The 26,387-nt window shown below is 38.5% G+C and carries 26 protein-coding genes and 2 other annotated features; of the genes, 22 read left to right on the top strand and 4 right to left on the bottom strand.

What is annotated here, in order from left to right; genetic code table 11:
• The first annotated feature begins 48 nt into the window (after positions 1-48).
• Positions 49-174, top strand: a sequence feature (ribosomal protein L20 leader region).
• A gap of 148 nt (positions 175-322) precedes the next feature.
• The 5 genes from infC to CZ487_RS20800 all read left to right on the top strand — a co-directional run bounded on the left by infC (position 323) and on the right by CZ487_RS20800 (position 2,445).
• Entirely contained in the window at positions 323-826 is a 504-nt protein-coding gene (infC, locus tag CZ487_RS20820) for a translation initiation factor IF-3 (RefSeq protein WP_077214198.1), read from the top strand.
• Positions 827-847: 21 nt separating this feature from the next.
• Entirely contained in the window at positions 848-1,048 is a 201-nt protein-coding gene (rpmI, locus tag CZ487_RS20815) for a 50S ribosomal protein L35 (protein WP_077214197.1), read from the top strand.
• A gap of 27 nt (positions 1,049-1,075) precedes the next feature.
• Positions 1,076-1,435, top strand: a complete 360-nt coding sequence (gene rplT / locus CZ487_RS20810) for a 50S ribosomal protein L20 (RefSeq protein ID WP_077214196.1) — start codon at positions 1,076-1,078, stop codon at positions 1,433-1,435.
• Between the two features lie 70 nt (positions 1,436-1,505).
• Entirely contained in the window at positions 1,506-1,769 is a 264-nt protein-coding gene (locus tag CZ487_RS20805) for a DUF1294 domain-containing protein (protein WP_077214195.1), read from the top strand.
• A 103-nt stretch (positions 1,770-1,872) separates the two neighbouring features.
• The gene (locus tag CZ487_RS20800) at positions 1,873-2,445 is read left to right on the top strand and encodes a TVP38/TMEM64 family protein (RefSeq protein ID WP_077214194.1); all 573 of its coding nucleotides are present in this window, start codon (positions 1,873-1,875) and stop codon (positions 2,443-2,445) included.
• 53 nt (positions 2,446-2,498) lie between these two features.
• Here the strand turns inward: CZ487_RS20800 and CZ487_RS20795 are convergent, their stop codons facing one another.
• Together CZ487_RS20795 and CZ487_RS20790 are read right to left on the bottom strand one after the other, a co-directional pair.
• Entirely contained in the window at positions 2,499-4,130 is a 1,632-nt protein-coding gene (locus CZ487_RS20795) for an SLC13 family permease (protein ID WP_077214193.1), read from the bottom strand.
• Between the two features lie 186 nt (positions 4,131-4,316).
• On the bottom strand, positions 4,317-4,733 hold the full coding sequence (locus CZ487_RS20790) for a sigma-w pathway protein ysdB (RefSeq protein WP_084783341.1): 417 nt from the start codon (positions 4,731-4,733) through the stop codon (positions 4,317-4,319).
• Between the two features lie 118 nt (positions 4,734-4,851).
• Between CZ487_RS20790 and CZ487_RS20785 the strand changes: the two genes are divergently transcribed.
• The gene (locus CZ487_RS20785) at positions 4,852-5,343 is read left to right on the top strand and encodes a dUTP diphosphatase (protein ID WP_077214192.1); all 492 of its coding nucleotides are present in this window, start codon (positions 4,852-4,854) and stop codon (positions 5,341-5,343) included.
• Between the two features lie 76 nt (positions 5,344-5,419).
• Entirely contained in the window at positions 5,420-6,505 is a 1,086-nt protein-coding gene (locus CZ487_RS20780) for a M42 family metallopeptidase (protein ID WP_077214191.1), read from the top strand.
• A gap of 45 nt (positions 6,506-6,550) precedes the next feature.
• Here the strand turns inward: CZ487_RS20780 and sspI are convergent, their stop codons facing one another.
• On the bottom strand, positions 6,551-6,757 hold the full coding sequence (gene sspI / locus CZ487_RS20775) for a small acid-soluble spore protein SspI (RefSeq protein WP_077214190.1): 207 nt from the start codon (positions 6,755-6,757) through the stop codon (positions 6,551-6,553).
• A 226-nt stretch (positions 6,758-6,983) separates the two neighbouring features.
• On the opposite strand from sspI, the gene CZ487_RS20770 reads away from it, so the two are divergent.
• From CZ487_RS20770 to pheT, 3 genes are all read left to right on the top strand, one after another.
• Positions 6,984-7,736 (top strand): TrmH family RNA methyltransferase, encoded by a 753-nt coding sequence (locus CZ487_RS20770; RefSeq protein ID WP_077214189.1) that lies wholly within the window; start codon positions 6,984-6,986, stop codon positions 7,734-7,736.
• A gap of 67 nt (positions 7,737-7,803) precedes the next feature.
• Positions 7,804-8,057 (top strand) — a binding site (T-box leader).
• Positions 8,058-8,117: 60 nt separating this feature from the next.
• Positions 8,118-9,155 carry a phenylalanine--tRNA ligase subunit alpha gene (gene pheS / locus CZ487_RS20765; protein ID WP_077215408.1) on the top strand — a complete coding sequence of 346 codons (1,038 nt, stop codon included), beginning with the start codon at positions 8,118-8,120 and terminating at the stop codon, positions 9,153-9,155.
• Between the two features lie 40 nt (positions 9,156-9,195).
• Complete coding sequence (pheT, locus tag CZ487_RS20760; RefSeq protein ID WP_077214188.1) at positions 9,196-11,610, top strand: phenylalanine--tRNA ligase subunit beta; 2,415 nt, start codon at positions 9,196-9,198, stop codon at positions 11,608-11,610.
• A 63-nt stretch (positions 11,611-11,673) separates the two neighbouring features.
• Here pheT and rnhC read toward each other — a convergent pair whose 3' ends face one another.
• On the bottom strand, positions 11,674-12,606 hold the full coding sequence (gene rnhC, locus CZ487_RS20755) for a ribonuclease HIII (RefSeq protein ID WP_077214187.1): 933 nt from the start codon (positions 12,604-12,606) through the stop codon (positions 11,674-11,676).
• Between the two features lie 133 nt (positions 12,607-12,739).
• On the opposite strand from rnhC, the gene zapA reads away from it, so the two are divergent.
• From zapA to uvrC, 12 genes are all read left to right on the top strand, one after another.
• Complete coding sequence (gene zapA / locus CZ487_RS20750; protein WP_077214186.1) at positions 12,740-13,000, top strand: cell division protein ZapA; 261 nt, start codon at positions 12,740-12,742, stop codon at positions 12,998-13,000.
• 7 nt (positions 13,001-13,007) lie between these two features.
• On the top strand, positions 13,008-13,550 hold the full coding sequence (locus tag CZ487_RS20745) for a CvpA family protein (protein ID WP_077214185.1): 543 nt from the start codon (positions 13,008-13,010) through the stop codon (positions 13,548-13,550).
• A 208-nt stretch (positions 13,551-13,758) separates the two neighbouring features.
• Entirely contained in the window at positions 13,759-15,474 is a 1,716-nt protein-coding gene (gene polX, locus CZ487_RS20740) for a DNA polymerase/3'-5' exonuclease PolX (protein WP_077215407.1), read from the top strand.
• 56 nt (positions 15,475-15,530) lie between these two features.
• The gene (locus CZ487_RS20735) at positions 15,531-17,888 is read left to right on the top strand and encodes an endonuclease MutS2 (RefSeq protein ID WP_077214184.1); all 2,358 of its coding nucleotides are present in this window, start codon (positions 15,531-15,533) and stop codon (positions 17,886-17,888) included.
• Between the two features lie 17 nt (positions 17,889-17,905).
• The gene (locus CZ487_RS20730) at positions 17,906-18,313 is read left to right on the top strand and encodes a DUF350 domain-containing protein (RefSeq protein ID WP_077214183.1); all 408 of its coding nucleotides are present in this window, start codon (positions 17,906-17,908) and stop codon (positions 18,311-18,313) included.
• Between the two features lie 292 nt (positions 18,314-18,605).
• Complete coding sequence (locus CZ487_RS20725) at positions 18,606-20,309, top strand: long-chain-fatty-acid--CoA ligase (protein WP_077214182.1); 1,704 nt, start codon at positions 18,606-18,608, stop codon at positions 20,307-20,309.
• Between the two features lie 235 nt (positions 20,310-20,544).
• Positions 20,545-21,132, top strand: coding sequence for a TetR/AcrR family transcriptional regulator (locus tag CZ487_RS20720; RefSeq protein ID WP_077214181.1), 588 nt, complete (start codon positions 20,545-20,547; stop codon positions 21,130-21,132).
• Positions 21,133-21,144: 12 nt separating this feature from the next.
• A complete protein-coding gene (locus tag CZ487_RS20715) occupies positions 21,145-21,918 on the top strand; it encodes an enoyl-CoA hydratase (RefSeq protein ID WP_077214180.1) in 774 nt (257 codons plus the stop codon).
• A 135-nt stretch (positions 21,919-22,053) separates the two neighbouring features.
• Positions 22,054-22,827 carry an electron transfer flavoprotein subunit beta/FixA family protein gene (locus CZ487_RS20710; RefSeq protein ID WP_077214179.1) on the top strand — a complete coding sequence of 258 codons (774 nt, stop codon included), beginning with the start codon at positions 22,054-22,056 and terminating at the stop codon, positions 22,825-22,827.
• A 47-nt stretch (positions 22,828-22,874) separates the two neighbouring features.
• Positions 22,875-23,852 carry an electron transfer flavoprotein subunit alpha/FixB family protein gene (locus CZ487_RS20705; RefSeq protein ID WP_077214178.1) on the top strand — a complete coding sequence of 326 codons (978 nt, stop codon included), beginning with the start codon at positions 22,875-22,877 and terminating at the stop codon, positions 23,850-23,852.
• Positions 23,853-24,110: 258 nt separating this feature from the next.
• Positions 24,111-24,425: a thioredoxin gene (trxA, locus tag CZ487_RS20700; RefSeq protein WP_077214177.1), complete on the top strand. Its 315-nt coding sequence runs from the start codon at positions 24,111-24,113 to the stop codon at positions 24,423-24,425.
• Positions 24,426-24,537: 112 nt separating this feature from the next.
• Positions 24,538-26,310 (top strand): excinuclease ABC subunit UvrC, encoded by a 1,773-nt coding sequence (gene uvrC, locus CZ487_RS20695; protein ID WP_077214176.1) that lies wholly within the window; start codon positions 24,538-24,540, stop codon positions 26,308-26,310.
• Positions 26,311-26,387 lie beyond the last annotated feature (77 nt).

The raw sequence follows: 26,387 nt of genomic DNA, 5'->3' as shown, positions 1-26,387 counted from the left end.
ATAGCTTCATGGTTTGTGTTAAAGTAGTTAGGAATTGAATACGAGTTTGAGGAAAAGAAGAAGCACCCGCTTCTCACCTGATTGACGCATAAAGCAGTTGGCAGGTTTTACGAACAATTTTTTTACTTTTGACTTCGTAAGTGTGGGTGTTTTCATCCGCACTTTTTTATTTGTAAAAAGAATGTTAACTACTGCGTATCAAGCTTGAGTCATGTGATGAAATGGGTCGGTGCTATTATAAAATCTTTTATATGTGAGACTTTCTTGACTCAAACGCTGTGTTCGTAATAAACCTTGGAGGTGTCTAACTATTAGCAAAGACATGTTGTTAAACGAGGGTATTCGTGCCCGCGAAGTTCGTCTTATTGACCAAAATGGCGAGCAATTAGGAATTAAATCAAAGAATGAAGCACTTGAGATTGCTACACGTGTAAATCTTGATCTTGTTCTGGTTGCGCCGAGTGCAAAGCCGCCAGTAGCCCGTATTATGGACTATGGTAAGTTCAAATTCGAACAGCAGAAGAAAGAAAAAGAAGCACGTAAAAACCAAAAGATCATTAATGTTAAAGAAGTTCGTCTTAGTCCTTCAATTGATGAGCATGACTTTAATACGAAGTTACGTAATGCCATTAAGTTTTTAGAAAAAGGCGATAAGGTAAAAGCTTCGATCCGATTTAAAGGTCGTGCGATTACACATAAAGAAATTGGTCAACGTGTTCTGGATCGTTTCGCAGTTGCTTGCAAAGAGGTTGCTACTGTTGAATCGTATCCAAAAATGGACGGAAGAAGCATGTTCATGATGCTTGCTCCAAAAAACGAGAAGTAATAAACAAGGAGGAATCCCATAATGCCAAAAATGAAAACTCACCGTGGCGCTGCTAAGCGTTTCAAGAGAACAGGATCTGGTAAACTGAAGCGTTCACATGCTTATACAAGCCACTTATTTGCTAACAAATCTACTAAGCAAAAGCGTAAACTTCGCAAGGGAGCTATTGTTTCTTCAGGAGATTACAAACGTATCCGTAACTTATTAACAAACCTAAAGTAATATTCCGAAATATAGGAGGGAAAAACTATGCCACGTGTAAAAGGCGGTACAGTTACTCGCAGACGTCGTAAAAAAGTTTTAAAATTAGCTAAAGGTTATTTTGGTTCAAAACATACATTATATAAAGTTGCAAATCAACAGGTAATGAAATCATTAATGTATGCTTATCGTGATCGTCGCCAGAAGAAGCGCGACTTCCGTAAGCTATGGATTACTCGTATCAATGCAGCTGCTCGTATGAACGGTCTTTCTTACAGCCGTTTAATGCACGGATTAAGCCTTGCTGGTATCGAAGTAAACCGCAAAATGCTTGCTGATTTAGCAGTAAATGATGAAAAAGCATTTGCTGAATTAGCATCTGTTGCTAAAATGAACTTAGGAAAGTAATTGACTTTCTTAACTACTAGAGCCATTCTCAATGAGAGTGGCTCTTATTCTTTTAGGGGGAACACTTAAAATGTCTACATATTTTATTGCGTATATCCTGGTGATCAATGGGATTGCACTGTCTTTAATGTACATAGATAAAAGAAAAGCAAGGCGTAATGAGTACCGTATCTCAGAAAGAACTTTATGGACGGTGTCCTTCATTGGAGGAGCGTTAGGAGCTTTTGCTGGAATGAAATGGTTCAGGCACAAAACAAAACATAATCAGTTTAAATGGGGATTGCCGGCACTCACTATAGCCGAGTTAGCGGTCATTGTTTATCTCTTCATATAAAAGGTGGACTGCCTTATTTAAAATTAATGTGTCATAATGCTGTATATTTTCTATAAGCTTGTTAATAAGCAACTAGAATCTAAAAGCAAAAGAAGGTGATGGTTTGGATGAGCAGTTAGCATTGCTCTTCATAATCGCGGAAACCGGCGGAATTTTGGCACCTCTCGTTTTTATTTTATTTCATATCTTTAGACAGTTTTTATTCGTTCCAGTTGTAGTCATTTGTATGGCTGGCGGAGTTTTATTTGGAACTACCGCAGGAACGGTCTATTCGCTGATTGGCCTATTCTTTAGCAGCTTATTATTTTATCTGATCCTGTGCAAAGCCCCAAAAACTCATCAAAAATTATCTTCTATCAAGAAAAAGTGGTTTGGTGAATATCGGAACCTTACTACGGGACAGATTGCTGTGCTGCGCTTAGTTCCGTTTATACACTATCATTTATTAAATTTTTGCTTATTAGAAAGACAGAGAAATTTTAAAGATTATATGAAGACATCTATAGTGAGCAACCTTCCGTTGGCGTTTTTTTATACGGTCTTTGGGGAGTTTATTAGTCGTTTTACGCCATCAATGATTGTCATCATCCTGTTTTCTATAACTGTACTAGTGTACATTCTTCGTGAAAAAGTTACGATTATAAAATGGCGGGAGTTCTTCAAAGCTCCGGCTTAAACAGAAGGAAAAAAGAAACCGGATCCGTTTAAACGGAATCCGGTTTGCTTATCTTATTTTAAGGCCTCAGGGAAGACCGTGATATCAATTCCCCAAGCTATTGGTAAGAAATAGTACGCGAACAGGGTAATGATGAAGACGCAAAAGATATTAATCCAAAATCCTGCCTTTACCATATCATTAATTCTAATCTGCCCGCTGCTAAATACAACAGCGTTTGGCGGAGTAGCAACAGGAAGCATAAATGCACATGAAGCTGAGACTCCTGCGGCTACCATTAATGCGTACGGATGAACATCTAAGGATAATGCCAGCGAAGCCATGATTGGAAACATCATCGTTGCTGTTGCAGTGTTAGAAGTAATCTCTGTTAGGAATAAAACAATCAGTGCAATAGCTCCAATGATAAGAATTAACTGTACTCCTTGCAGGACATTCAATTGTTCCCCGATCCATTGAGCAAGACCAGTATCTTTGAAGCCTTTTGCAATGGCTAAACCGCCGCCGAAGAGTAATAATACTCCCCAGTCAATTTTTTTGGAATCTCCCCAGTTTAGCAATCTTCCATCCTTTGAATTTTTTGATGGGATAAGGAAAAGAACAACGGCAGCTGCAATCGCAATCATCGTATCATCAAGTCCTGGAAGAAATGAATTTAAGATGAAAGTTCTTGTAATCCAAGCGAGTGCGGTTGCAACAAATACAACAGCTATTACTTTTTCTTCATAGCTCATATTTCCAAGATCTTTTTTCTGTTCTTGGATGACCGTTTTCCCTCCTGGTAATTCTTTTACTGTCATTGGGAATGCAATCTTAACTAAGTAATACCATGAGGCGAAAAGGAGTACAATCGTAATTGGTACACCGAAAATCATCCATTTTGCGAATGAAATATCAATACCGTATAGTTCTTTTACAACTCCGGCAAAAATGGTATTTGGCGGTGTCCCGATTAGAGTGGCAAGACCTCCAATTGAAGCAGAATAAGCTACTGCCAGTAAGACCGCTTTTCCAAAATTCTTTTCTTTTTCTTTTGAGTTTGCTAATGAATCATTTACATGTGTAATAATGGATAATGCGATTGGCATCATCATCATCGCAGTTGCTGTATTGGAAATCCACATGGATAGAAATCCGGTAGCTACCATAAAGCCAAGAATGATGCGGTTTGTACTCGTTCCAACAACCAAAAGGATGTTTAATGCGATTCGGCGATGCAAGTTCCATTTTTCCAATGCAATCGCTACCACAAATCCGCCTAGAAAGAGGAAAATGGTGTTATCTGCGTATGCACTTGTAACGCCGCCTTCAACTGCACCTGTTAACGGAAATAGAATAATAGGAAGCAGTGATGTAACTGGAATCGGTAATGCCTCCGTAATCCACCAAGTTGCTATCCAAAGGGTGCTTGCCAAGACAGCAAGGGCTTCCTTTGTCATCCCTTCCGGTGATAAAAATAACAATGTTAATAAAAATAAAATTGGTCCTAACCACAGTCCTATGGATTGTCCCCTTGTTCTTTTTCTTCTTGGACTGTTCTCTGGTTGAGGACTTGCTGTTTCTTTTGCTGTCGTACTGCCGCCCACTTTTGTGGATGGAGTACCTAGGGAAAATGATAAAAGTCTTTTTGTTTGGTCATGCATATCCCACAATTTATTCGACCAAAGCTGAAGTCTTTCCCCCATGAAAAACCCCTCCCTGTTATCTTACAATAATATAATTTAGTACTGTACTATAATAATAATTTTATATTGTTTTTTGGAAAAATACAATAAATTGTTAAAATTCAAGTAAACAAAAAACACTTTAGTGAAAAAGTGTTTTTTTAGAATATTTTATATTATCTATTTATTATCCTATTCAAAGTAATTTTAGTTGTCAATTTTGGAGAAAGGGGACTTTGTTTCATGGTCTTTTTTCAAAAATTCATGAATAGGGCTCTTCCAGTCGATTTTGGCATTTGGATACAATTCAAGTACCTTTTTCTCGATAAACTCAAAGTCTTCTCTTACTAAACCATTGAGTGCCTCTACTCGTTGAGGCCATATAAAAACGGAAACAACTTCAAAAGCATTTTCAGTTGTACCTAAATATTTCTCTCCTTCAAATAGAACTCCTTTATAAGTGAGATGGAAATTTTTTCTAACGTCGTTTTTATAATCTAGAAAATAAAATTGCTTCTGTTCATGCGCAAGTTCGAGTTTTCGTTTTGGATTCAGTAAATATTTGATAGCGCTGTATATTAAAAAAATGATAACGGCAAATAAAAGAAATCGTATAAACATCATGATCAAATATCCTCCACATCTCTTTTCCTTATTTACGATTCAAACGAGAAAAAGTTTCAGTCATTTATTTTTTTAGTAACTTTCTTTAGAATAGAGAAAAAAAGGGCTGGTGAAAAGGGTGGAGTTACAGGAAATTTTCAAAATGCAAAAGGGTTTGGATCAACATATCGAAAAAAAGCATGGATTAGAACAGAGTGACTTATTTGATCAGAAAGTGTTAGCGCTGTTGGTGGAAATTGGCGAACTAGCAAATGAGACTCGCAGTTTTAAATTTTGGAGCTTAAAATCCCCATCCCCTCAAGAAGTCATCTTAGAGGAATTTGTGGATGGGATTCATTTTATGGTTTCTTTGGGGCTGAACTGCGGTTTTGAAAAAATAGAAGTGATCTCAAGCAGGCATTCCAAAGAGTGTACCATGACGGAGCAATTTTTAACTGTATACGAATCGGTACAGCACTTTCGTAAAAAAAGAACAGTGGAAGCATATAAAAAAATGTTTGAGGATTATTTATTTTTAGCCAGTTTGCTAGGATTCAAGGATGAAGATATTAAAGAAGCATATATTAAAAAAAATGAAGTAAATTATAAAAGGCAGCAAGATGGATACTAGGTAAATTTTTGTACATTTCATCAGGTATTCGCTATCATATGGATGACCATTACTTTTAAATAAAGGAGTCGAAATAATGGCTAAAATGGATGAAACATTAACAATGCTCAAAAGCCTGACCGATGCAAAAGGGATTCCGGGAAATGAACGTGAACCGAGAGAGGTCATGAAAAAATACATAACTCCATTTGCGGATGAAGTGACGAATGATGGGATAGGCAGTTTGATTGCAAAGAAGGTTGGAAAAGAAGGCGGGCCAAAAATTATGGTGGCAGGCCATCTCGATGAAGTTGGATTTATGATTACACAAATCACTGATAAAGGCTTTCTTCGCTTCCAAACGGTAGGAGGATGGTGGTCGCAAGTTATGCTTGCACAGCGTGTGACGATTGTAACAAGTAAAGGAGATGTGACAGGGGTAATCGGTTCAAAACCGCCTCATATTTTATCGCCGGAGGCACGCAAAAAGCCTGTTGATATTAAGGATATGTTCATTGATATTGGTGCTTCCAGCCGTGAGGAAGCAGAGGAATGGGGAGTAAGACCAGGGGATATGGCTGTGCCTTATTTTGAATTTACCGTAATGAACAATGAAAAAATGCTTCTTGCTAAGGCCTGGGACAATCGAATTGGCTGTGCCATCGCCATTGATGTTTTAAGGCAGTTAAAAGAAACGGATCATCAAAATATCGTGTATGGAGTAGGAACAGTTCAGGAAGAAGTTGGTTTGCGCGGCGCAAAGACTGCAGCTCAAGTGATTCAGCCGGATATTGGATTTGCTGTTGATGTGGGAATCGCAGGCGATACTCCAGGCATTTCGGAAAAAGAAGCAAAAAGTAAAATGGGGAAAGGGCCGCAAATTATCCTTTATGATGCATCAATGGTATCACATAAAGGATTGAGGGATTTTGTGACGGGAGTTGCCGATGAATTAGATATTCCGTATCAATTCGATCATATTCCTGGCGGGGGAACGGATGCTGGTTCCATCCATTTATCACATCAAGGAGCTCCGACACTGGCTATTACGATCGCTACTCGTTATATTCATTCTCATGCTGCTATGCTTCATCGTGATGATTATGAAAATGCAGTAAAGCTTATTGTTGAAGTAGTTAAGCGCCTTGACCAAGAAGCGGTAAATAAAGTGGTTTTCGATTAAGAAAAGAACCTCAAGCATGACGCTTGAGGTTCTTTTTGCGCATTCTTATTTTAATCCACTTTCTAGAGCATCAAGCATTTCTTTACGATCTTCTTCGTTAGAGTTATTCCAGATGATCTCGAAAAGAACGCCAAGACCAGGGAGCATTTTTTCCTCCCCATTTTGAATGGCATCGACGATGGTATCTCGTAATTCGTCTTGAGTATTACCAGAAACATTATGAACAATAGCATTTCGAAGGTTTAAGTTCATAAAAGAAACACTCCTTATTTAGTTTACTTCTCTATCCCACCTCAACAGGCAGTAAGACACCTAACTGCCTGTAGAGGTCCGATAAGTGCGACTAACCATCAGTGGGATGAACAAAACCGCGACTGATGGAAGTCTTCTTTATATAGGTTTTCAATTTTTGGATTTATTATGTATATCGGTTAAGCTATAATAAGAAAACGCAAGAGAAAGTAAAGGAGTAGCAAAGGTGAAGTACATACAGTCTGCAAAAAATCCGCAAGTTAAACAATGGAAAAAGCTCTTAACGAAAAAAGAACGTGATAAAACAGGAACCTTTCTCATTGAAGGATTTCATCTTGTTGAAGAAGCATTGGCAGCAAACAAGGTGCTGGATTTGATTATAAGTGAAGAATCAGAAATGCCCCAGAGATGGGATTTCGGATCTACCCCTGTCACGACAGTCACAAACGAAATTATAAAAGAATTGTCTGATACGGAAACGCCGCAAGGAATCTTCGCGGTATGTGAGGGAGAAAAATCTGATATAACGAATATCGAAGGCAAAAGCTTTTTGTTAATTGATTCTGTTCAAGATCCCGGTAATTTGGGGACGATGATTCGAACAGCAGATGCTGCTGGAATCGATGCTGTCATCGTCGGTCATGGAAGTGTAGATATATACAATCCGAAGGTCTTGCGATCAGGACAGGGAAGCCATTTTCACCTGCCAGTTATCAGAGGAGATTTGTTTCAGTGGATAGAAACACTTCAAAAATTAAATATTCCTGTCTATGGGACGGCTTTGGAAAATGGTCAGTCCTATAAGGAAATCTCTCCATCCTCTCAATTTGCTTTATTGGTAGGAAATGAAGGAGAAGGAGTCAATAAAGAAATGCTTGCTGTAACGAACGGCAATTTATATATTCCGATCCTTGGGAAAAGTGAATCCCTAAATGTTGCGGTTGCTGCAGGAATCTTGCTTTTTTATTTAAAAGGGTAAAAAATAGGCATAATCCATTTGAAACTAGGAAAGGAATGTACTATAATAAACAGCGTTAATTACATATTCAAAAACATTGACGGAGAAAAGTAGCTTACCCGAACTTTTTAGGGAGAAAATGCCTTAGACTGAAAGCATTTTTATTGTAGAAAGTAAGTGAAGTTCACCTCCTGAGTTGGCATCGGGACCATTTCTAAACCTAGAAATGTAAAGATGTATCGGCTTCCTGAGCCGTTATCATAATGAAGTGAGCACAACGAAGTTTTCATAACTGGTGTGCTAATTAGGGTGGTACCGCGAATTCAAAACCTCGTCCCTTTCTGGGATAGAGGTTTTTTTATTTTTGTAAAAAAAATCGCAAATCATGAAGGAGATGAAGACATGCAAGAACGATTAAAAGAGCTGCAGCAAGAAGCGTTAGAAGCTGTGCAAAAAGCAGTTGATCTGAAAGAATTAAATGAAATTCGTGTGTCCTATTTAGGTAAGAAAGGGCCTATTACAGAAGTATTAAAAGGAATGGGCAAGCTTTCAGCTGAAGAACGTCCGAAAATGGGAGCTTTAGCAAACGAAGTGAGAGATATTATCTCATCCGGCATTGAGGAAAAACAAAAGGTGCTTGAAGAAGAAGCGGTGCAAAAGAAACTAGCTTCAGAAACGATTGATGTTACACTTCCAGGCCGTCCTGTAAATAGCGGAAATCATCACCCGCTTACTCGTATCATTGAAGAAATTGAAGATTTGTTTATTGGGATGGGTTATACAATCGCTGAGGGACCAGAGGTTGAAAAGGATTATTACAATTTCGAAGCGTTGAACTTGCCAAAAGGACATCCCGCACGTGATATGCAGGATTCTTTCTATATTTCAGAAGAAATTCTTCTTCGTACGCATACTTCTCCAATGCAGGCTAGAACAATGGAGAAAAATGAAGGAAAAGGACCGGTTAGAATCATTTGTCCAGGTAAAGTATATCGCCGCGATAACGATGATGCGACTCATTCTCACCAATTTATGCAAATTGAGGGTCTTGTTGTCGATGAAAATATCAGAATGAGTGATTTAAAAGGTACTTTGGATGTATTTGCGAAAAAAATGTTTGGGGATGACCGTGAAATTCGCCTTCGTCCTAGCTTCTTCCCGTTTACAGAGCCATCGGTTGAAATGGACATCTCTTGTAAAATTTGTAAGGGACACGGCTGTAATGTATGTAAAGGCACTGGCTGGATTGAAATCTTAGGTGCTGGGATGGTACACCCAAATGTCTTAGAAATGGCCGGCTATGATTCTACAAAATATACAGGTTTTGCTTTTGGAATGGGACCTGAGAGAATCGCGATGCTGAAATACGGTGTGGATGATATTAGACATTACTACACGAACGATATCCGGTTCTTAAAACAATTTTCAATGCACGAATAATAATCAGAAGTGGAGCTAGACAATAAAGGAGGATTTTTACATGTTTGTTTCCTATAAATGGCTGCAAGAATATGTGGACTTAACAGGAGTCACAGCAGATGAACTTGCAGAGAAGATCACAAAGAGCGGAATAGAAGTAGAAGGTGTGGAAGTTTTAAATGAAGGCATCAAGGGAGTTGTCATTGGTCACGTACTAGAGCGTGAACAGCATCCGAATGCTGACAAATTAAATAAATGTTTAGTTGATGTAGGCGAAGATCAGCCTGTACAAATCATTTGCGGTGCGCCTAATGTCGATAAAGGACAAAAGGTTGCAGTTGCAAAAGTGGGCGCTGTGCTGCCAGGAAACTTTAAGATTAAAAAGGCAAAGCTTCGCGGTGAAGAATCACACGGGATGATTTGTTCCCTTCAGGAGCTTGGGGTGGAAACAAAGCTCGTTGCAAAAGAATACTCTGAAGGAATCTTTGTTTTCCCAGGAAACGTTACCGTTGGGGAAGATGCGATTTCTGAATTAAACAGAGATGATCAAGTTCTAGAGCTTGGATTAACGCCAAATAGAGCCGATTGCTTAAGCATGCTTGGAGTTGCCTATGAAGTGGCAGCGATTTTAGGAAGAGATGTAAAATTGCCAAATCCAGAAGTTCAAACAACTTCAGAAAAAGCTTCTGATTATATTAAAGTCACTGTAGAAGCAAATGAAGATAATCCTCTTTATGTGGCAAAAGTAATCAAAAATGTAACAATTGGTCCTTCCCCATTATGGATGCAAGGAAGATTAATGGCAGCTGGAATCCGTCCGCATAATAATGTCGTTGATATCACGAATTACGTGTTATTAGAATACGGTCAGCCTCTTCATGCTTTTGATTATGATCGTCTTGGCTCAAAAGAAATTTTGGTCCGCCGTGCTAAAAACGGAGAAGAAATCGTGACATTAGATGACGCTAAAAGAACACTTACAGAGGACCATCTTGTGATCACTAATGGTTCTGAACCAGTAGCGCTTGCGGGTGTAATGGGCGGCGCCAACTCTGAAGTGCAGTCTGATACGACAACGGTCCTGCTTGAATCAGCGTATTTTAAAGGTTTGACGATTAGAGGGGCTTCAAAAGATCATGGTTTAAGAAGTGAAGCAAGCTCTCGTTATGAAAAAGGCATTGATCCGAACCGTGTACGGCTAGCAGCTGAAAGAGCAGTAGAAATGCTTGCCTTGTATGCTGGCGGAGAAATTTTAGAAGGTTCCGTTGAAGTGGATACATTGAAAGTAGAACCGGCGGTAGTGTCGATCACATTAGAGAAAATTAATTCTGTGATTGGAACAACGATCACGGCAGATGAAGTCATCAGCATTTTTGAAAAACTACGCTTTGAAGTTACTTCTGATAATGAGACCTTTACAGTGACTGTTCCAACGCGCCGCGGCGATATCACGATTGAAGAAGACTTAATTGAAGAGGTAGCGCGTCTGTACGGCTATGATAATCTTCCTAAAACATTGCCAGTTGGTGCTTCAACACCGGGGAAACTTTCTGCTTATCAGCAAAAGCGTCGAGTTGTCCGCAAGTATTTAGAAGGAACGGGTCTTTTCCAGGCGGTAACTTATTCTTTAACAAGTGAGGCGAAAGCGGCTCAATACGCTCTCGAACAACGTGAACCAGTTGCTTTAGCTATGCCGATGAGTGAGGATCGAAGCAAGCTTCGCTTAAGCATTCTTCCACAGCTGCTAGAAGTAGTAAAATATAACCTTGCTCGTCAAAATGATTCCGTCTCAGTATATGAAATAGGGACAGTCTTTTTAGGAAAAGGAAACGAAGAACAACCTGAAGAACGTGAGCATATGGCTGCAGCAATTACAGGTTTGTGGAATCTCCATCAATGGCAGGGTGAAAAGAAGGAAGTAGACTTCTTCGTATTAAAAGGAATTCTTGAAGGAATGTTTGCTAAGCTCGGACTTCAAACAGAAGTAGAATATCGTCAAACTGCTATTGAAGGTCTTCATCCGGGACGAACAGCAGAAATTTATTTATCAGGCAAAAAAATAGGCTTTATCGGTCAAGTTCATCCAACTGTACAAAAAGAACTTGATTTAAAAGAAACATATGTATGTGAATTGTTACTTGAGGCTATCTTGACAGCGGATGTATCTCCGCTTCAATACGAGGCAATCCCGAAATATCCATCTATTACAAGAGACATTGCTCTTGTCGTGGATCAAGGGAAAGCAGCAGGAGAATTGGAAAGCATTATCAAAGAAGCTGGCGGTTCTCTATTAAAAGAAGCAAAAGTCTTTGATTTGTACGAAGGGGAGCATATGGAGCCAGGCAAAAAGTCAATTGCCTTCTCATTGCGATATTTCAACCCTGAAAAAACACTCACAGATGAAGAAGTAACAAAAGTTCATGATAAAGTGTTACATGCAGTAGAAGAAAAAGCAGGCGCAGTTTTAAGAGGATAATCATGAAAAGGAGGGAACTGTCTCATAGTTCCCTCCTTTTATTTGAATGAATGGGAAAGCTGCTTACTTAACAAGCCTTAAAGCTTTTTCCGTATTGGCAAAATGCAGCTTCACAAACTGCGGGAGTACGGATTCCCCTTTCTCTTTAATTAATCTAGCAGCTGCCTTGTCGACTTGCGGGCCAGCTCCTTTCGGCAAGGTAAAACCTGCTTTCTTTGAAAGGTTTTCAAAATGCTGGACAAATGCATAGCGTGCTAAAATCGATGCTGCAGCTACAGATAGGTGGACTCCTTCAGCTTTTGTGCTAAAGTAGACATTTTCTTTTACGATATTCTTTTTCCCTTTTAAATATTGATAGTAGACTTCCTCTTTTGCGAACTGGTCAATTAAGATCGCTTCTGGTCTTTCAGGTTGAATTTTATCTAACACATGTCCGAGTGCTTGATTATGAAGGAGTGCTTTTAACTTTCCTTGCGACATTCCAGACTGCTGCAATGAATTGTATTTCTCGTTATGCAAGGTTAATAGACTATATGGAATAACTTCTTTTATTTGCTTTGCAATTTCTGAGATCTTTTGGTCATTTAAGTTTTTTGAGTCCTTAACGCCAAGTTCTTTTAGAAGCGGAATGTTTTCTTTTTTAACATAAGCTGCCACCACTGTAATAGGACCGAAGTAATCACCCGTTCCGACTTCATCTGATCCAACAACCGATAGAGATTCAAAGTTTGCCGGAAGGTTATTAGCGGGTGCCTTTGTTTTTTTAGGTGATTTGCTGGAGGTTTCATTTTCAAGTTTCCCCCATAGACCTGCTTCATTGGTGCTGCCTGCACCTTGAAATAAGACTTTACCAGATTTATAAGCAGTTACCGTACAGTTTGCTGTTTTTGCTGTAAATATACCACCTGGCGGCACTTTTGTTCCTAGGAAGGCTTTATAATGATTCTTCATTTTTTCAATTTCATTAATAGATGTTTTAATAACTACGTTACTCATCGTTTCACACTCCACTTCGTTTATCTAACAAATTTTTCCTAAATCTGATTTCTTTTGACATCATTAGACTTTTCACTCAAAAAGGTTCATGTTATCATAGTGAATAGGATTCATTTGATGGGGGGCAACCGGATTGTCAGAAGCACAAAAATCGCGCACAACTGTTGATATTTTTGGACAAACTTATGTAATCATTGGCTCGGAAAGTTCCAGCCATGTTCGACTTGTAGCTTCAATGGTTGATCAAAAAATGCGTGAAATTAGCTCCAAGAATCCTTCACTCGATACGAGTAAGTTAGCCGTGCTAACTGCAGTCAATGCCGTTAATGATTATATTAAAATGAAAGACGAACTTGAACGGCTTGAAAGCGAATTAAAAAGAGTAAAGGACTGAAAAAGTCATGCTAGATTTCGCCATTTTTATCATTTTAGTATTCGGATTTTTAGTTGGACTAAAAAGAGGTTTTATCCTCCAGCTCATACATTTTGTAGGCTTTATTATCGCATTCATCGTTTCTTATCTATACTATGACGAATTAGCAGACAAGCTTACACTTTGGATTCCATATCCCAATTTTGGCAGTGATTCTACCTTCCAGCTTCTTTTAGACAATGGAAATTTAGAAAGTGCTTACTATCGCGCCATTGCATTTGTCGTGATTTTTTTTGCGGCCAAAATTTTGCTGCAGATAATTGGTAGTATGCTTGATTTTGTTGCAAGTTTACCAATCTTGAAGACCTTAAATATTTGGGCTGGCGGTATATTAGGCTTTCTTGAAGTTTATTTATTATTATTTATTCTATTATTCATAGCTGCACTCCTGCCAATCGATGCAGTACAGAGCGCAATAGGTCATTCAATTGGTGCAGCATTAATTGTCGAACATACACCATTTTTTTCTGAACAGTTTAAAGAGATTTGGATTAATTATAGTAATTCCTAAACTTCTCTGAATAAGAGAAGTTTTCTTTTTTCAAAACTTTTTAGACGTTGTTTCGTATAATAGAATAGGCTTCATAATGAAAGATGAAACATTGTTATAAACTAATAAGGATATAAAAAATAAATGGACGGCTGCTTCTTTCTATTATTAAGAAGAGCGCTTAAGTATAATCGTCCGTTAACCTGTGATAAAAAGGTTGGTGTTCATGGTGACTGTTAACAAAAAGGATGTTGTTCGGTTATTAGAAAGTATTGCGGTCTATTTAGAGTTAAAAGGTGAAAACTCCTTTAAAATAGCAGCTTTTCGAAAGGCTGCTAATGCCTTAGAAGCTGATGAACATAGCATAACAGAAATTAGTGATTTTACGAAATTTCCTGGGATAGGCAAAGGAACGGCTGCAGTAATAGAAGAGTTTATCGAAACGGGTACATCGTCTGTTTTAAAGGAATTGCAACAGGAGGTTCCAAAAGGATTAATTCTGCTGCTGCAGCTTCCTGGACTGGGCGGCAAGAAGATCGCTAAGCTTTATAAAGAGCTGGGAATTGAGAATGTAGATGATTTAAAGCAAGCGTGTTTGGATAAAAAAGTTCAAGGTCTTACTGGTTTCGGAAAGAAAACAGAGGAAAAAATTTTAGCTGCGATCCAGCAAGTAGGATCGAGACCTGAGAGGCTCCCATTAGCATATATGCTTCCGGTGGCTGAAAAGATTGAGGAAATCTTAAAGGACATGGAAGACATTGAAAGCTTTTCTAGAGCAGGATCACTGCGAAGAATGAGAGAAACAGTAAAAGATTTAGATTTTATCATCGCAACGACAAATCCCTCAAATGTAAAAGAGCAGTTGTTAAAACTATCAGGTATAAAGGAGACAATTGCTGCTGGTGATACGAAAGTATCGGTTGTCTTTGAGTTAGACTACGATGTATCGGTAGACTTCCGGCTTGTAAAGCCTGCTGAATTTGCTACAACGCTCCACCATTTTACCGGATCAAAGGATCATAATGTAAGAATGAGACAGCTGGCAAAAGAACGTGGTGAAAAAATAAGTGAGTATGGTGTAGAACAGATAGAAACGGGAGAAATCCTGACTTTTTCAAGTGAAGAGGAGTTTTATCGGCATTTTGGACTGCCATTTATCCCTCCGGAATTGAGGGAGGATGGCAGTGAGGTAGATCATTACTCACCCGAACTTGAATTAATATCAATAGAAGATATTAATGGAGATCTCCATATGCATTCAACGTGGAGTGACGGGGCGCATACGATTGTCGAAATGGTGGAAGCTTGCAGAGCTAGAGGCTACAAATACTTAGCGATAACGGATCATTCTAAGTTTTTAAAGGTAGCGAATGGATTATCAGTTGAAAGGTTGAAGAAACAAAAGGAAGAAATTAAGGCTTTAAATCAAAAATATGATGATATAACCATTTTATCAGGCGTGGAGATGGATATTCTGCCAGATGGTACGTTAGACTATGATGATGACCTCCTTGAGGAATTGGATATTGTCATTGCTTCCATTCATTCATCCTTTTCACAGCCGAGAGAGAAAATCATGGGAAGGCTTAAAACTGCCTTAATCAATGCTCATGTTGATATCATTGCTCATCCGACAGGAAGGAAAATTGGAAAAAGAGAAGGGTACGACGTGGATATTGACCAACTCATACAGCTTGCGAAGGAAACGAATACCGCATTAGAATTAAATGCGAATCCAAATCGTCTTGATTTAGCTTCTGAACATCTTCGCAAAGCACAGGAGATGGGAGTTAAAATTGTTATCAACACGGATGCACATAAAATGGATACACTTATACATATGGAAATTGGTGTAGCAGCAGCAAAAAAAGGCTGGCTTAAAAGAACATCTGTGTTGAACGCATTATCAGCAGAAGAGCTGCTTGAATTTTTACACAATCGTTAATATACAGATGCTTCTAAGAGAAGTTGCATAATAGAGAATTGGGAGGGTTGTTCTCCATGCAAGAACGAGTATTAAAAGTATTAGAATTTTTAAAAGTAAAAGAACTGCTGCAAGGATATGTATCGTCCTCGTTAGGGAGAAGCCTCGTAACGGAACTTTTGCCGTCAGTTAATTTTGAAGAAGTTGTTCGGATGCAAGAGGAAACAGATGAAGCGGCCCTGGTCATCAGATTAAAGGGGAACGTTCCGCTTGGAGGGATATTTGATATTAGGCCCCATGTCAAACGTGCTTCAATCGGAGGAATGCTAAGTCCACAAGAACTGAACGAAGTATCAAGCACGATTCATGCGAGCCGGATGATGAGAAGGTTTATAGAAGACTTGGCTGAAGAGGAAATCGAAATTCCAATATTGCTTGAATTTGCAGATAGAATTATTGTGCTGTCTGACTTAGAGGAATCGATCCGGATGGCCATTGATGATAACGGAGCTGTCTTAGATTCTGCAAGTGATAGCTTAAGAACGCTTCGGAATCAATTGAGAACGAGGGAAGCAAGGGTCAGAGAACGGCTGGAAAGCATGATCCGTTCTTCTAGTGCACAAAAAATGCTGTCTGATGCGATTATTACCATTCGAAATGATCGCTTCGTTATTCCGGTAAAGCAGGAGTACAGAGGGCATTATGGGGGAATTATTCATGATCAGAGTTCCTCAGGTCAAACATTATTTATCGAACCGCAAGCAATTGTTCAACTAAATAATGAACTTCAAGGTATTCGTGTTAAAGAGCAGCAGGAGATTGAAAGAATTTTAATTGAACTATCGAATACTGTAGGAGAAAATCGCAATGAATTAGAAGTGATTGTAGATGTACTTGGCAAGCTTGATTTTATGTTCGCCAAAGCACGCTTTGGAAAAAGCATGAAGGCGACCAAACCAAAAATGAATCAAGATGGAATCATTGCGTTATATAAAGCGAGACATCCGCTAATCCCAATAAACGAAGTCGTTCCGAACGATATCTTTCTAGGGAAAGATTTTTCAACGATTGTCATAACTGGTCCAAATACAGGGGGGAAGACTGTAACATTAAAAACAGTTGGATTATGTACCTTAATGGCTCAGGCCGGCTTACAAATTCCTGCTCTAGATGGATCGGAAATGGCTGTTTTTGATTCGGTTTATGCTGATATTGGGGATGAGCAATCGATTGAGCAAAGTTTGAGTACCTTCTCCTCACATATGGTTAACATTGTCGATATTTTAAATAAAGTTGATTTTAGAAGTTTAGTGCTCTTTGATGAGCTGGGTGCTGGAACAGACCCTGGAGAGGGAGCTGCGCTGGCAATATCCATTTTAGATGAGGTGTACAAAAGAGGCGCAAGGGTTATAGCTACTACCCATTATCCGGAATTAAAAGCATATGGGTATAACAGGGAAGGTGTCATTAATGCGAGTGTAGAATTTGATATTGATACATTAAGCCCGACCTATAAGCTATTAATAGGGGTGCCTGGAAGAAGTAACGCCTTTGAAATTTCTAAAAGACTTGGTTTGAAAGAAAGTGTGATACAAGCTGCAAGATCGTATATCAGTGCAGATACAAACGAGGTAGAAAGTATGATTGCCGCATTAGAAGAGAGTAAAAAGCAAGCGGAATTAGAGTTAACAGAAGCTCATGACCTGTTAAAACAATCCGAGAAGCTCCATAAGGATTTACAGAAGCAATTGGTTGAATATTACGATCAGAAAGATTCACTTTTAGAAAAAGCCAAGACAAAAGCAGCACAGATCATTGAAAAAGCCCAACATGAATCAGAAGATGTCATTCGTTCGCTTAGAAAGATGAAATTGGAAAAGGATGCCGAAATAAAAGAGCATGAACTGATTCAAGCGAAAAAACGCTTAGAAGAAGCGGTGCCAAAGCAGAGCGGCAAGAAAAAAACGTCCGCAGTAAATAAGAACAAGCATGTTTTTAAACCGGGAGATGAAGTGAAAGTATTAAGCTTTGACCAAAAAGGACATTTGCTTGAAAAAACTGCTGATAAGGAATGGCAAGTACAAATTGGTATTTTGAAAATGAAAGTGAAGGAAGATGATCTGCAATTTATTAAAAGTGAGAAGCCTGTTGAAACAAAGCCGATGGCGATTGTTAAAGGAAGAGACTTCCATGTTAATTTAGAGTTGGATTTGCGGGGAGAACGCTACGAGGATGCTCTTCTTAGAGTGGAAAAATATATCGACGATGCGTTATTAGCTGGCTATCCTCGAGTTTCTGTGATCCATGGAAAAGGGACAGGTGCCTTGAGGCAGGGTGTTCAAGAATATTTGCGAAATCATCGTTCTGTTAAGAAAATCCGCTTTGGCGATGCTGCCGAGGGGGGAACGGGTGTAACGGTAGTAGAATTTAAATAAATACAGGGAGAGTAGCAATGAGCTCATTTTGGGAGAATTCATACGTCTTGACAGCTGCAAATTATAGTGTGGTCATTCTTTGCATGATTGTTTTTTTAGCTGTTTTCGAATTGGTTACAAGATATCGTAACTGGGAGGAAATCAAAAAGGGGAATATTGCGGTGGCCATGGCGACAGGTGGGAAAATCTTTGGTGTTTCGAACATTTTTCGTCATTCAATTTCTCACCATGACTCTTTATTCACGATGGTTGGCTGGGGATGCTTCGGTTTCTTTTTGTTATTAATTGGTTATTTTATTTTTGAGTTTCTGACACCAAAGTTCAATATTGACAAAGAAATTCAAAACGATAACCGCGCAGTTGGTCTTATATCAATGGTCATTTCAATTGGCTTGTCATATGTAATTGGTGCTAACATTTCGTGAGGAGAGAGGCATTTTGGAAAAGCTGGCAAAAGTCCTATTATTACTTTGCGGAGGTTTTGTAGTAATCGGTATTATTTATTTAATGTTCTTTGTATAAAATAAAATGTTAATATACTTTTTTAAAAAGTATCGCTCTTATCATAAGGGCGATTTTTTTCTTGAATAAAAGAACTAGTCCTACATAAAGGGAATATGAATTTGAAAAGATTGTGATTGTCACAAAACGGTTATTATACTATAATAAGATAGAACAGTTTGAATGTTCTAAAAATTTAAGAACGGGGGGTTTACAATGTCTGAAGCTAAACCATGGCTTAAACATTACCCAGAAGAAATCCCACATACATTAAATTACAGAAATGAACCGATTCAAAATGATTTAAAATATACCGCTGAAGAGTTTCCGGATAAAGCTGCTATTCATTTTATGGGTCGGGAAATTAATTACAAAACTTTGTACCGATACGCAGTAAAATTTGCAGCTTATCTGCAGGAGTTAGGTATTGAAAAAGGCGATCGTGTTGCCATTATGCTTCCTAATTGTCCACAATCTGTGATTAGCTACTACGGAATTTTAATGGCAGGTGGAATTGTTGTCCAGACGAACCCGCTTTACATGGAGAGAGAGCTGCAGTACCAAATGAGTGATTCCGGCGCGAAAATGATAATAACATTAGATATTCTCTACCCGCGTGTGATGAAAGTAATGCAGCAGACGGACTTAGAACATATTTTTGTAACCGCTATTAAGGATTTTCTTCCATTTCCGAAAAACGTGATCTATCCCTTTATTCAAAAAAAGCAATATGGTTTCTCCGTTCAAGTGAAACATGAAGGTAATCAGCATCTTTTTATGGAAATCATGAAGCAGCCATCTAAAGAGCTAAAAGATCTTTCATTTGATTTTGAAGAAGATTTAGCCCTGCTCCAGTATACGGGGGGAACAACTGGTTTTCCAAAAGGCGTTATGCTTACACATAAAAATCTCGTGTCCAACACGGCAATGTGTGAGGCCTGGCTTTATAAATGTCAGCGTGGGAAAGAAATTGTATTGGGATTTCTGCCGTTTTTCCATGTGTATGGGATGACAACGGTTCTCATTTTATCTGTACGCCAAGGATATAAGATGGTACTGCTGCCTAAATTTGATATGGAAGCGGCTTTAAAGACAATTCAAAAGCAGCGTCCAACATTATTTCCAGGGGCGCCTACTATGTATATTGGACTTCTTAATCATCCAGATATCGGTAAATACGATTTATCATCAATTCATTCATGCATTTCAGGTTCCGCTCCATTACCTGTTGAAGTACAACAGAAGTTTGAAGAGATTACAGGTGGAAAGTTAGTTGAGGGATATGGTTTAACGGAATCATCTCCAGTAACCCATTCGAACTTCCTCTGGGATCGGCCTCGAGTTCCTGGCAGTATTGGTGTACCGTGGCCTGATACAGAAGCAGCGATTTTTTCATTAGATACAGGGGAACCATTGCCTCCAGGGGAAATTGGTGAGATTTGTATAAAAGGTCCCCAAGTTATGAAAGGGTATTGGAACAGACCTGAAGAAACAGCGCAAACATTAAAGGACGGATGGCTATTAACAGGGGACTTGGGTTATATGGATGAAAGCGGCTATTTCTATGTTGTTGATCGGAAGAAAGATATGATCATTGCGGGTGGTTTTAATATATACCCACGTGAAATTGAAGAAGTTCTATATGAACATCCAAATATTATGGAAGCGGTGGTTGCTGGAATCCCTGATCCTTACCGCGGCGAAACGGTTAAAGCCTATATTGTCTTAAAAGAAGGTGCGGACATAACAGAAAAAGAGCTTGATGCATTTGCTAGGAAGCATCTAGCGGCATACAAAGTCCCAAGGCTCTATGAGTTTAGAAATGAATTGCCTAAAACGGCAGTTGGAAAGATACTAAGAAGGGCATTGGTTGATGAGGAAAAACAGAGAACTCAACAAGATGATGAAAAAAAAGCTTGAATTTTTAATCCCGTTTCATGCGGTTCTTTCTTTTTTGCAAATTTAGTCTTGTCCTAAAGCAAATACATGTGCATAATAACATATAGTGCAAAATTTGTGATAATTTCTTGACAGTTTATCAATCTAAATCTATTATTAAAATATGAATGATGGTTCATTCATTAATTTATTTATAATCAAGGACAGCTTTCCTTATTCTGTCCATAATCAAAAATTCTTGAGAGGAGGGAAACGGATGAAAAAAAATAAGCCGAAGTACAAACAAATCATTGATGCTGCTGTTATTGCGATTGCAGAGAATGGTTATCATCAAGCCCAAGTGTCTAAGATTGCTAAGCAGGCAGGAGTTGCAGATGGGACCATTTATCTTTACTTTAAAAACAAGGAAGATATACTCATTTCCCTCTTCCAAGAAAAAATGGGTAATTTTGTAGAAAAAATTCAACAAAATCTAGCAGGAAAAGACAAAGCGGCAGAGAAATTATTAATGATGGTTGAAATGCATTTTGAGATGTTGTCACAAGATCCGCATTTAGCAATCGTGACGCAATTAGAATTGAGACAATCCAACAAAGAGCTCCGTTTAAAAATAAATGATGTTTTAAAAGGTTATTTAGGAGTGGTGGATCAAATTCTGATTGAAGGGAAGGAAAATGGGGAGTTCTCTCCTGAACTCGATGTTCGCCTGGCAAGGCAGATGATCTTTGGGACGATGGACGAAACAGCAACTACCTGGGTCATGAATGATCAAAAGTATGATTTACAGGCATTATCCAAACCTGTACATCAATTGCTATTAAAGGGAGTGGCAACGGAAAAGTAAGGAGGTGCAGAATTGGAATACTTAAAGTGGTCTTACAAAGATATGATTGCAGCCATCACGATTGATCGAGCCCCTGCGAACGCTTTATCGTCAGGGTTAATCAAAGAGTTAAATACAGTTTTGAACGAAATCGAGTCAAATCAGGATATTCGAGTTGTATTGATACATGGCGAGGGGAGATTTTTCTCTGCTGGTGCTGATATTAAAGAATTCACAACGATTCAGACTGGTTCTGACTTTACGAAGCTGGCAGAAAGTGGTCAGAATGTATTTGAAAGGATGGAGACATTCCCGAAACCCATCATTGCAGCTATTCATGGTGCAGCACTTGGAGGCGGCTTGGAACTCGCAATGGCTTGCCATTTTCGTATCGTCTCTGAAAATGCCAAACTAGGCTTGCCAGAGCTGCAGTTAGGATTAGTTCCAGGGTTTGCAGGAACCCAGCGGCTTCCGCGATATGTTGGTACGGCCAGAGCTGCTGAAATGCTTTTTACCAGCGATCCTATCACAGGCATTGAAGCAGTAGAGTATGGATTAGCCAATCATGCTTATCCAGAGAATGAATTGTTGGATAAGGCTTATTCACTGGCCAAGAAAATTGCTAGAAAGAGTCCGCTGGCTTTAAAAGCAGCTATCGATCTATTAAACTGTTCAAAATCAGAAGAATATTATCAAGGTGTGAAAAAAGAGGCTAAGCTTTTTGGAGAAATATTTGTGTCGAAAGATGCAAAAGAAGGAATCTCCGCTTTTATTGAAAAAAGAGAGCCGAAGTTTTCTGGAGAATAAAATATAACGCTAATTGGTAGCGTTAACAAAATTAAATTTTATAAATTTTTGAAATTCAATTTGATATATATCTTTTCAAATATATTAAAATAATTTATAATTGAAGAATGTTTTGAATATTTAGGAGGGGAAACCATGAACATCTACGTATTAATGAAGAGAACATTCGATACTGAAGAAAAAATTGCGATCTCAGGTGGACAAATAAAAGAAGATGGTGCAGAATTCATCATCAACCCTTACGATGAATATGCAATTGAAGAAGCTATTCAAGTCCGCGATGCACAAGGCGGAGAAGTTACAGTTATTTCAGTTGGCAATGAAGAGGCTGAAAAACAATTACGTACTGCTTTAGCAATGGGTGCTGATAAGGCTGTTTTAATTAACACTGAAGATGATATTGAAAATGGTGACCAATTTACAACAGCTAAGATCATTGCTGAATACTTAAAGGATAAAGAAGCGGATTTAATCATTGGTGGAAACGTTGCCATTGATGGCGGTTCTGGTCAAGTTGGCCCGCGTGTTGCTGAATTAATCGGCATTCCATATATTACTACTATTACAAACCTAGAAATCAATGGATCTACTGCTACGGTTGTACGTGATGTTGAAGGTGACTCAGAAGTAATTGAGACAAGCCTTCCATTATTAGTAACAGCTCAGCAAGGCTTAAATGAACCTCGCTATCCATCTCTGCCAGGGATCATGAAAGCGAAGAAAAAGCCTCTTGAAGAGTTAGAACTTGATGACCTAGATCTTGAAGAAGATGATGTGGAAGCAAAAACGAAGACAATTGAAATTTTCCTTCCAGCTCAAAAAGAAGCAGGCCGAGTGCTTGAAGGTGAACTTGCTGACCAAGTTAAAGAATTAGTACAACTACTTCACTCAGAAGCAAAAGTAGTTTAATAGATTATCGGATCTTTTAATAACAAAACACAGGAGGGTAAATCAAAATGGCTAGAAAAGTATTAGTGTTAGGTGAAGTCCGTGATGGATCATTACGTAACGTTTCTTTCGAAGCGGTTGCTGCAGCTAAAACTGTCGCAGAAGGCGGAGAAGTTGTTGGAGTTTTACTAGGACAATCTGTTAGCGGTTTAGGAGTGGAACTAATCCAATATGGTGCTGACCGTGTGGTTGTTGTAGAAGATGAAAAATTAGCTCGTTATACATCAGATGGGTATGCTCAAGGCTTACTAGCTGTTATTGAATCAGAACAGCCAGAAGGACTTGTATTTGGCCACACTTCTTTAGGAAAAGACCTTTCGCCAAAAATTGCAGCGAAATTAGAATCAGGACTTATTTCAGATGCAACAGGAGTTGAAGAAGCAGGCGGAAACATCGTGTTTACTCGCCCGATCTACTCAGGTAAGGCATTTGAGAAAAAGGTTATCACTGACGGTCTTGTGTTCGCAACAGTTCGTCCAAACAACATTGCTCCATTAGAAAAAGACGAATCAAGATCTGGTGATGTATCTTCATTATCTGTTGAAATTAAAGATCTACGTTCAATCATTAAAGAAGTTGTTCGCAAGGCAAGCGAAGGTGTGGATCTATCAGAAGCAAAAATTATCGTCTCTGGTGGACGTGGTGTAAAGAGCGCTGACGGGTTCGAACCATTAAAAGAACTTGCAAACGTTTTAGGAGCAGCAGTAGGTGCATCTCGTGGAGCTTGTGATGCTGACTATTGTGACTATTCACTTCAAATTGGACAAACAGGTAAAGTGGTAACTCCTGACCTTTACATTGCATGTGGTATCTCTGGTGCTATTCAGCATTTAGCAGGTATGTCTAACTCAAAAGTTATAGTTGCAATCAATAAAGACCCTGAAGCAAATATCTTTAAAGTTGCAGACTATGGAATTGTTGGAGACTTATTCGAAGTAGTTCCAATGCTTACTGAAGAATTCAAAAAGTTAAAGGTTAATGCTTAAATTTTCCTAAAACAACGGGCGGCTTCTACCGCCCGTTGTTCATTGCTTATACATATTATTTTTATGAATAATAGTACACCGATGTGGAAAAATTACGTTGAAACAAATTATTTCCATGTGTTTGAAATCGGTGATATACTTACGGTAGTATAGAATCATGATGAAGGCTAAGGCTTTTATTAGGTGTAATCCTTTTGTCGGAGGCCATTATGGTCATAGGCGTAAAGGCCATAGCTGATAATTTTAGGAGGGTATAACATGGCTATTACAAATGTAACTGACCAAACTTTTCAAACAGAAACAAGTGCAGGGCTGGTACTTGCAGACTTTTGGGCACCGTGGTGCGGTCCTTGTAAAATGATTGCTCCTGTTTTAGAGGAATTAGATGCAGAAATGGGAGACAAAGTGAAGATCGTTAAGCTTGATGTCGATGAAAATCAAGAAACAGCTGCTAAATTTGGAGTAATGAGCATTCCTACACTTCTTGTTATCAAAGATGGAGAAGTTGTTGATAAAGTTGTTGGTTTCCAACCAAAAGAAGCTTTAGAAGAACGCTTAAACTCACATATATAATAAAATTCCAGCAAAAACCTTCCGGCAATTCATTGCCGGGAGGTTTTTTTCTGTTTAAAATGTTATAATAGTATGTTCTATTACAATTGGCAGCACACAGGAGGAGATCAATGTGAACGACACTATTAAAAATAAATTAGCATTGCTCCCAGATCAACCAGGTTGTTATTTAATGAAAGATCGGCAAGGTACGATTATTTATGTCGGAAAAGCAAAAATATTAAAGAACCGTGTCCGTTCGTATTTCACTGGTTCTCATGATGGCAAGACACAGCGTTTGGTTAGTGAAATTGAGGATTTTGAATATATTGTTACTTCTTCAAATATAGAGGCATTAATTCTTGAATTAAATTTAATTAAGAAACATGATCCAAAATATAATGTCATGCTTAAGGATGATAAAACATACCCGTTTATTAAATTGACAGCGGAAAGACATCCTCGCTTAATTACAACTAGAAAAGTTAAAAAAGATAAAGGCAAATATTTTGGTCCATATCCTAATGTGTCCGCGGCTAACGAAACAAAGAAATTGTTAGATCGTTTATATCCACTAAGGAAATGTTCGACATTGCCTGACAGAGTCTGCTTATATTATCATCTAGGTCAATGTCTAGCTCCTTGTGTAAATGAGGTTGCTGAGACTACCTATAAAGAAATGGTAGAAGAGATAACGAAATTCTTAAATGGCGGCTATAAAGAAATCAAGAAAGAACTCTCAGAAAAAATGCTTAAGGCATCTGAAGAGTTAGATTTTGAACGGGCGAAGGATTATCGTGATAAAATTCAACATATTGAAGCAACGATGGAAAAACAAAAAATGTCGACAACAGACTTTACCGACCGGGATGTATTTGCATACGCCTATGATAAAGGCTGGATGTGTGTGCAAGTATTCTTTGTCAGACAAGGAAAGTTGATTGAACGTGATGTCTCAATGTTTCCTTTTTATGATGAGCCTGACTATGAATTCCTGACGTTTTTAGGTCAATTTTATGATAAGGTGAATCATTTCAAACCGAAGGAAATTCTTTTGCCAGAGAATGTAGATGAGGAAATGGCAGAAGCTTTATTAAATGTAAAAGTATTAAAACCGAAACGCGGTCAAAAAAAGGATTTGGTGAAGCTTGCTGAAAAAAATGCAAGTATTGCCTTAAAGGAAAAATTCTCCCTTGTTGAGAGGGATGAACAAAGAACGATCAAAGCAGTTGAACAGCTTGGCGAACAACTCGGAATCTATACCCCGCATCGAATAGAGGCATTTGATAATTCTAATATTCAAGGTACTGACCCGGTATCTGCGATGGTTGTTTTTATAGATGGAAAGCCGGCTAAAAAGGAGTACAGAAAATATAAAATTAAATCTGTTAAAGGGCCTGACGATTATGAATCAATGAGAGAGGTCACAAGAAGAAGGTATTCCAGGGCACTCAAAGAAGACTTGCCATTACCGGAACTTATTATTATTGATGGCGGTAAAGGACATATAGAAGCGGTTCGTGATGTGCTGGAGAATGAATTAGGATTAGACATTCCGCTTTCTGGCCTGGCGAAAGATGAGAAACATCGAACGTCCCAGCTTCTCTACGGAAATCCTCTTGAGATTATTCCTCTAGGAAGAAATAGCCAGGAGTTCTATCTGCTCCAAAGGATACAGGATGAAGTTCATAGATTTGCTATCACCTTTCATAGACAATTACGTGGAAAAACGGCTTTTCAGTCTATGTTGGATGATATTCCTGGTATTGGAGAAAAACGAAAAAAGCAGCTTTTAAAGCATTTTGGTTCTGTTAAGAAAATGAAGGAAGCTAGTATCGAACAGTTCAAGGAGCTGGGCTTGCCTTCAGGCGTGGCAGAGGCACTTTTTGAAAAGCTTCAAGAATAGCATTGTCAGCAAAAAAGGCTTTATGTTATAATGAGAAAAATTTCATATACTATCACTTTAGAAGGTCAAGACTAATA

Source organism: Robertmurraya dakarensis (assembly GCF_900156875.1).
Classification (GTDB): domain Bacteria; phylum Bacillota; class Bacilli; order Bacillales; family Cytobacillaceae; genus Robertmurraya; species Robertmurraya dakarensis.
Note: the sequence above shows the minus strand (reverse complement) of the source record. Positions and strands in the feature narration are given on the sequence as shown.

What these genes read in the sequence shown, in the direction of transcription:
- infC (WP_077214198.1), top strand. Translation starts at nt 323, where the DNA reads ATGTTGTTAAACGAGGGTATTCGTGCCCGCGAAGTTCGTCTTATTGAC.
- rpmI (WP_077214197.1), top strand. Translation starts at nt 848, where the DNA reads ATGCCAAAAATGAAAACTCACCGTGGCGCTGCTAAGCGTTTCAAGAGA.
- rplT (WP_077214196.1), top strand. Translation starts at nt 1,076, where the DNA reads ATGCCACGTGTAAAAGGCGGTACAGTTACTCGCAGACGTCGTAAAAAA.
- CZ487_RS20805 (WP_077214195.1), top strand. Translation starts at nt 1,506, where the DNA reads ATGTCTACATATTTTATTGCGTATATCCTGGTGATCAATGGGATTGCA.
- CZ487_RS20795 (WP_077214193.1), bottom strand. Translation starts at nt 4,130, where the DNA reads ATGGGGGAAAGACTTCAGCTTTGGTCGAATAAATTGTGGGATATGCAT.
- CZ487_RS20790 (WP_084783341.1), bottom strand. Translation starts at nt 4,733, where the DNA reads ATGATGTTTATACGATTTCTTTTATTTGCCGTTATCATTTTTTTAATA.
- CZ487_RS20780 (WP_077214191.1), top strand. Translation starts at nt 5,420, where the DNA reads ATGGCTAAAATGGATGAAACATTAACAATGCTCAAAAGCCTGACCGAT.
- sspI (WP_077214190.1), bottom strand. Translation starts at nt 6,757, where the DNA reads ATGAACTTAAACCTTCGAAATGCTATTGTTCATAATGTTTCTGGTAAT.
- pheS (WP_077215408.1), top strand. Translation starts at nt 8,118, where the DNA reads ATGCAAGAACGATTAAAAGAGCTGCAGCAAGAAGCGTTAGAAGCTGTG.
- pheT (WP_077214188.1), top strand. Translation starts at nt 9,196, where the DNA reads ATGTTTGTTTCCTATAAATGGCTGCAAGAATATGTGGACTTAACAGGA.
- rnhC (WP_077214187.1), bottom strand. Translation starts at nt 12,606, where the DNA reads ATGAGTAACGTAGTTATTAAAACATCTATTAATGAAATTGAAAAAATG.
- CZ487_RS20745 (WP_077214185.1), top strand. Translation starts at nt 13,008, where the DNA reads ATGCTAGATTTCGCCATTTTTATCATTTTAGTATTCGGATTTTTAGTT.
- CZ487_RS20735 (WP_077214184.1), top strand. Translation starts at nt 15,531, where the DNA reads ATGCAAGAACGAGTATTAAAAGTATTAGAATTTTTAAAAGTAAAAGAA.
- CZ487_RS20730 (WP_077214183.1), top strand. Translation starts at nt 17,906, where the DNA reads ATGAGCTCATTTTGGGAGAATTCATACGTCTTGACAGCTGCAAATTAT.
- CZ487_RS20725 (WP_077214182.1), top strand. Translation starts at nt 18,606, where the DNA reads ATGTCTGAAGCTAAACCATGGCTTAAACATTACCCAGAAGAAATCCCA.
- CZ487_RS20720 (WP_077214181.1), top strand. Translation starts at nt 20,545, where the DNA reads ATGAAAAAAAATAAGCCGAAGTACAAACAAATCATTGATGCTGCTGTT.
- CZ487_RS20710 (WP_077214179.1), top strand. Translation starts at nt 22,054, where the DNA reads ATGAACATCTACGTATTAATGAAGAGAACATTCGATACTGAAGAAAAA.
- CZ487_RS20705 (WP_077214178.1), top strand. Translation starts at nt 22,875, where the DNA reads ATGGCTAGAAAAGTATTAGTGTTAGGTGAAGTCCGTGATGGATCATTA.
- trxA (WP_077214177.1), top strand. Translation starts at nt 24,111, where the DNA reads ATGGCTATTACAAATGTAACTGACCAAACTTTTCAAACAGAAACAAGT.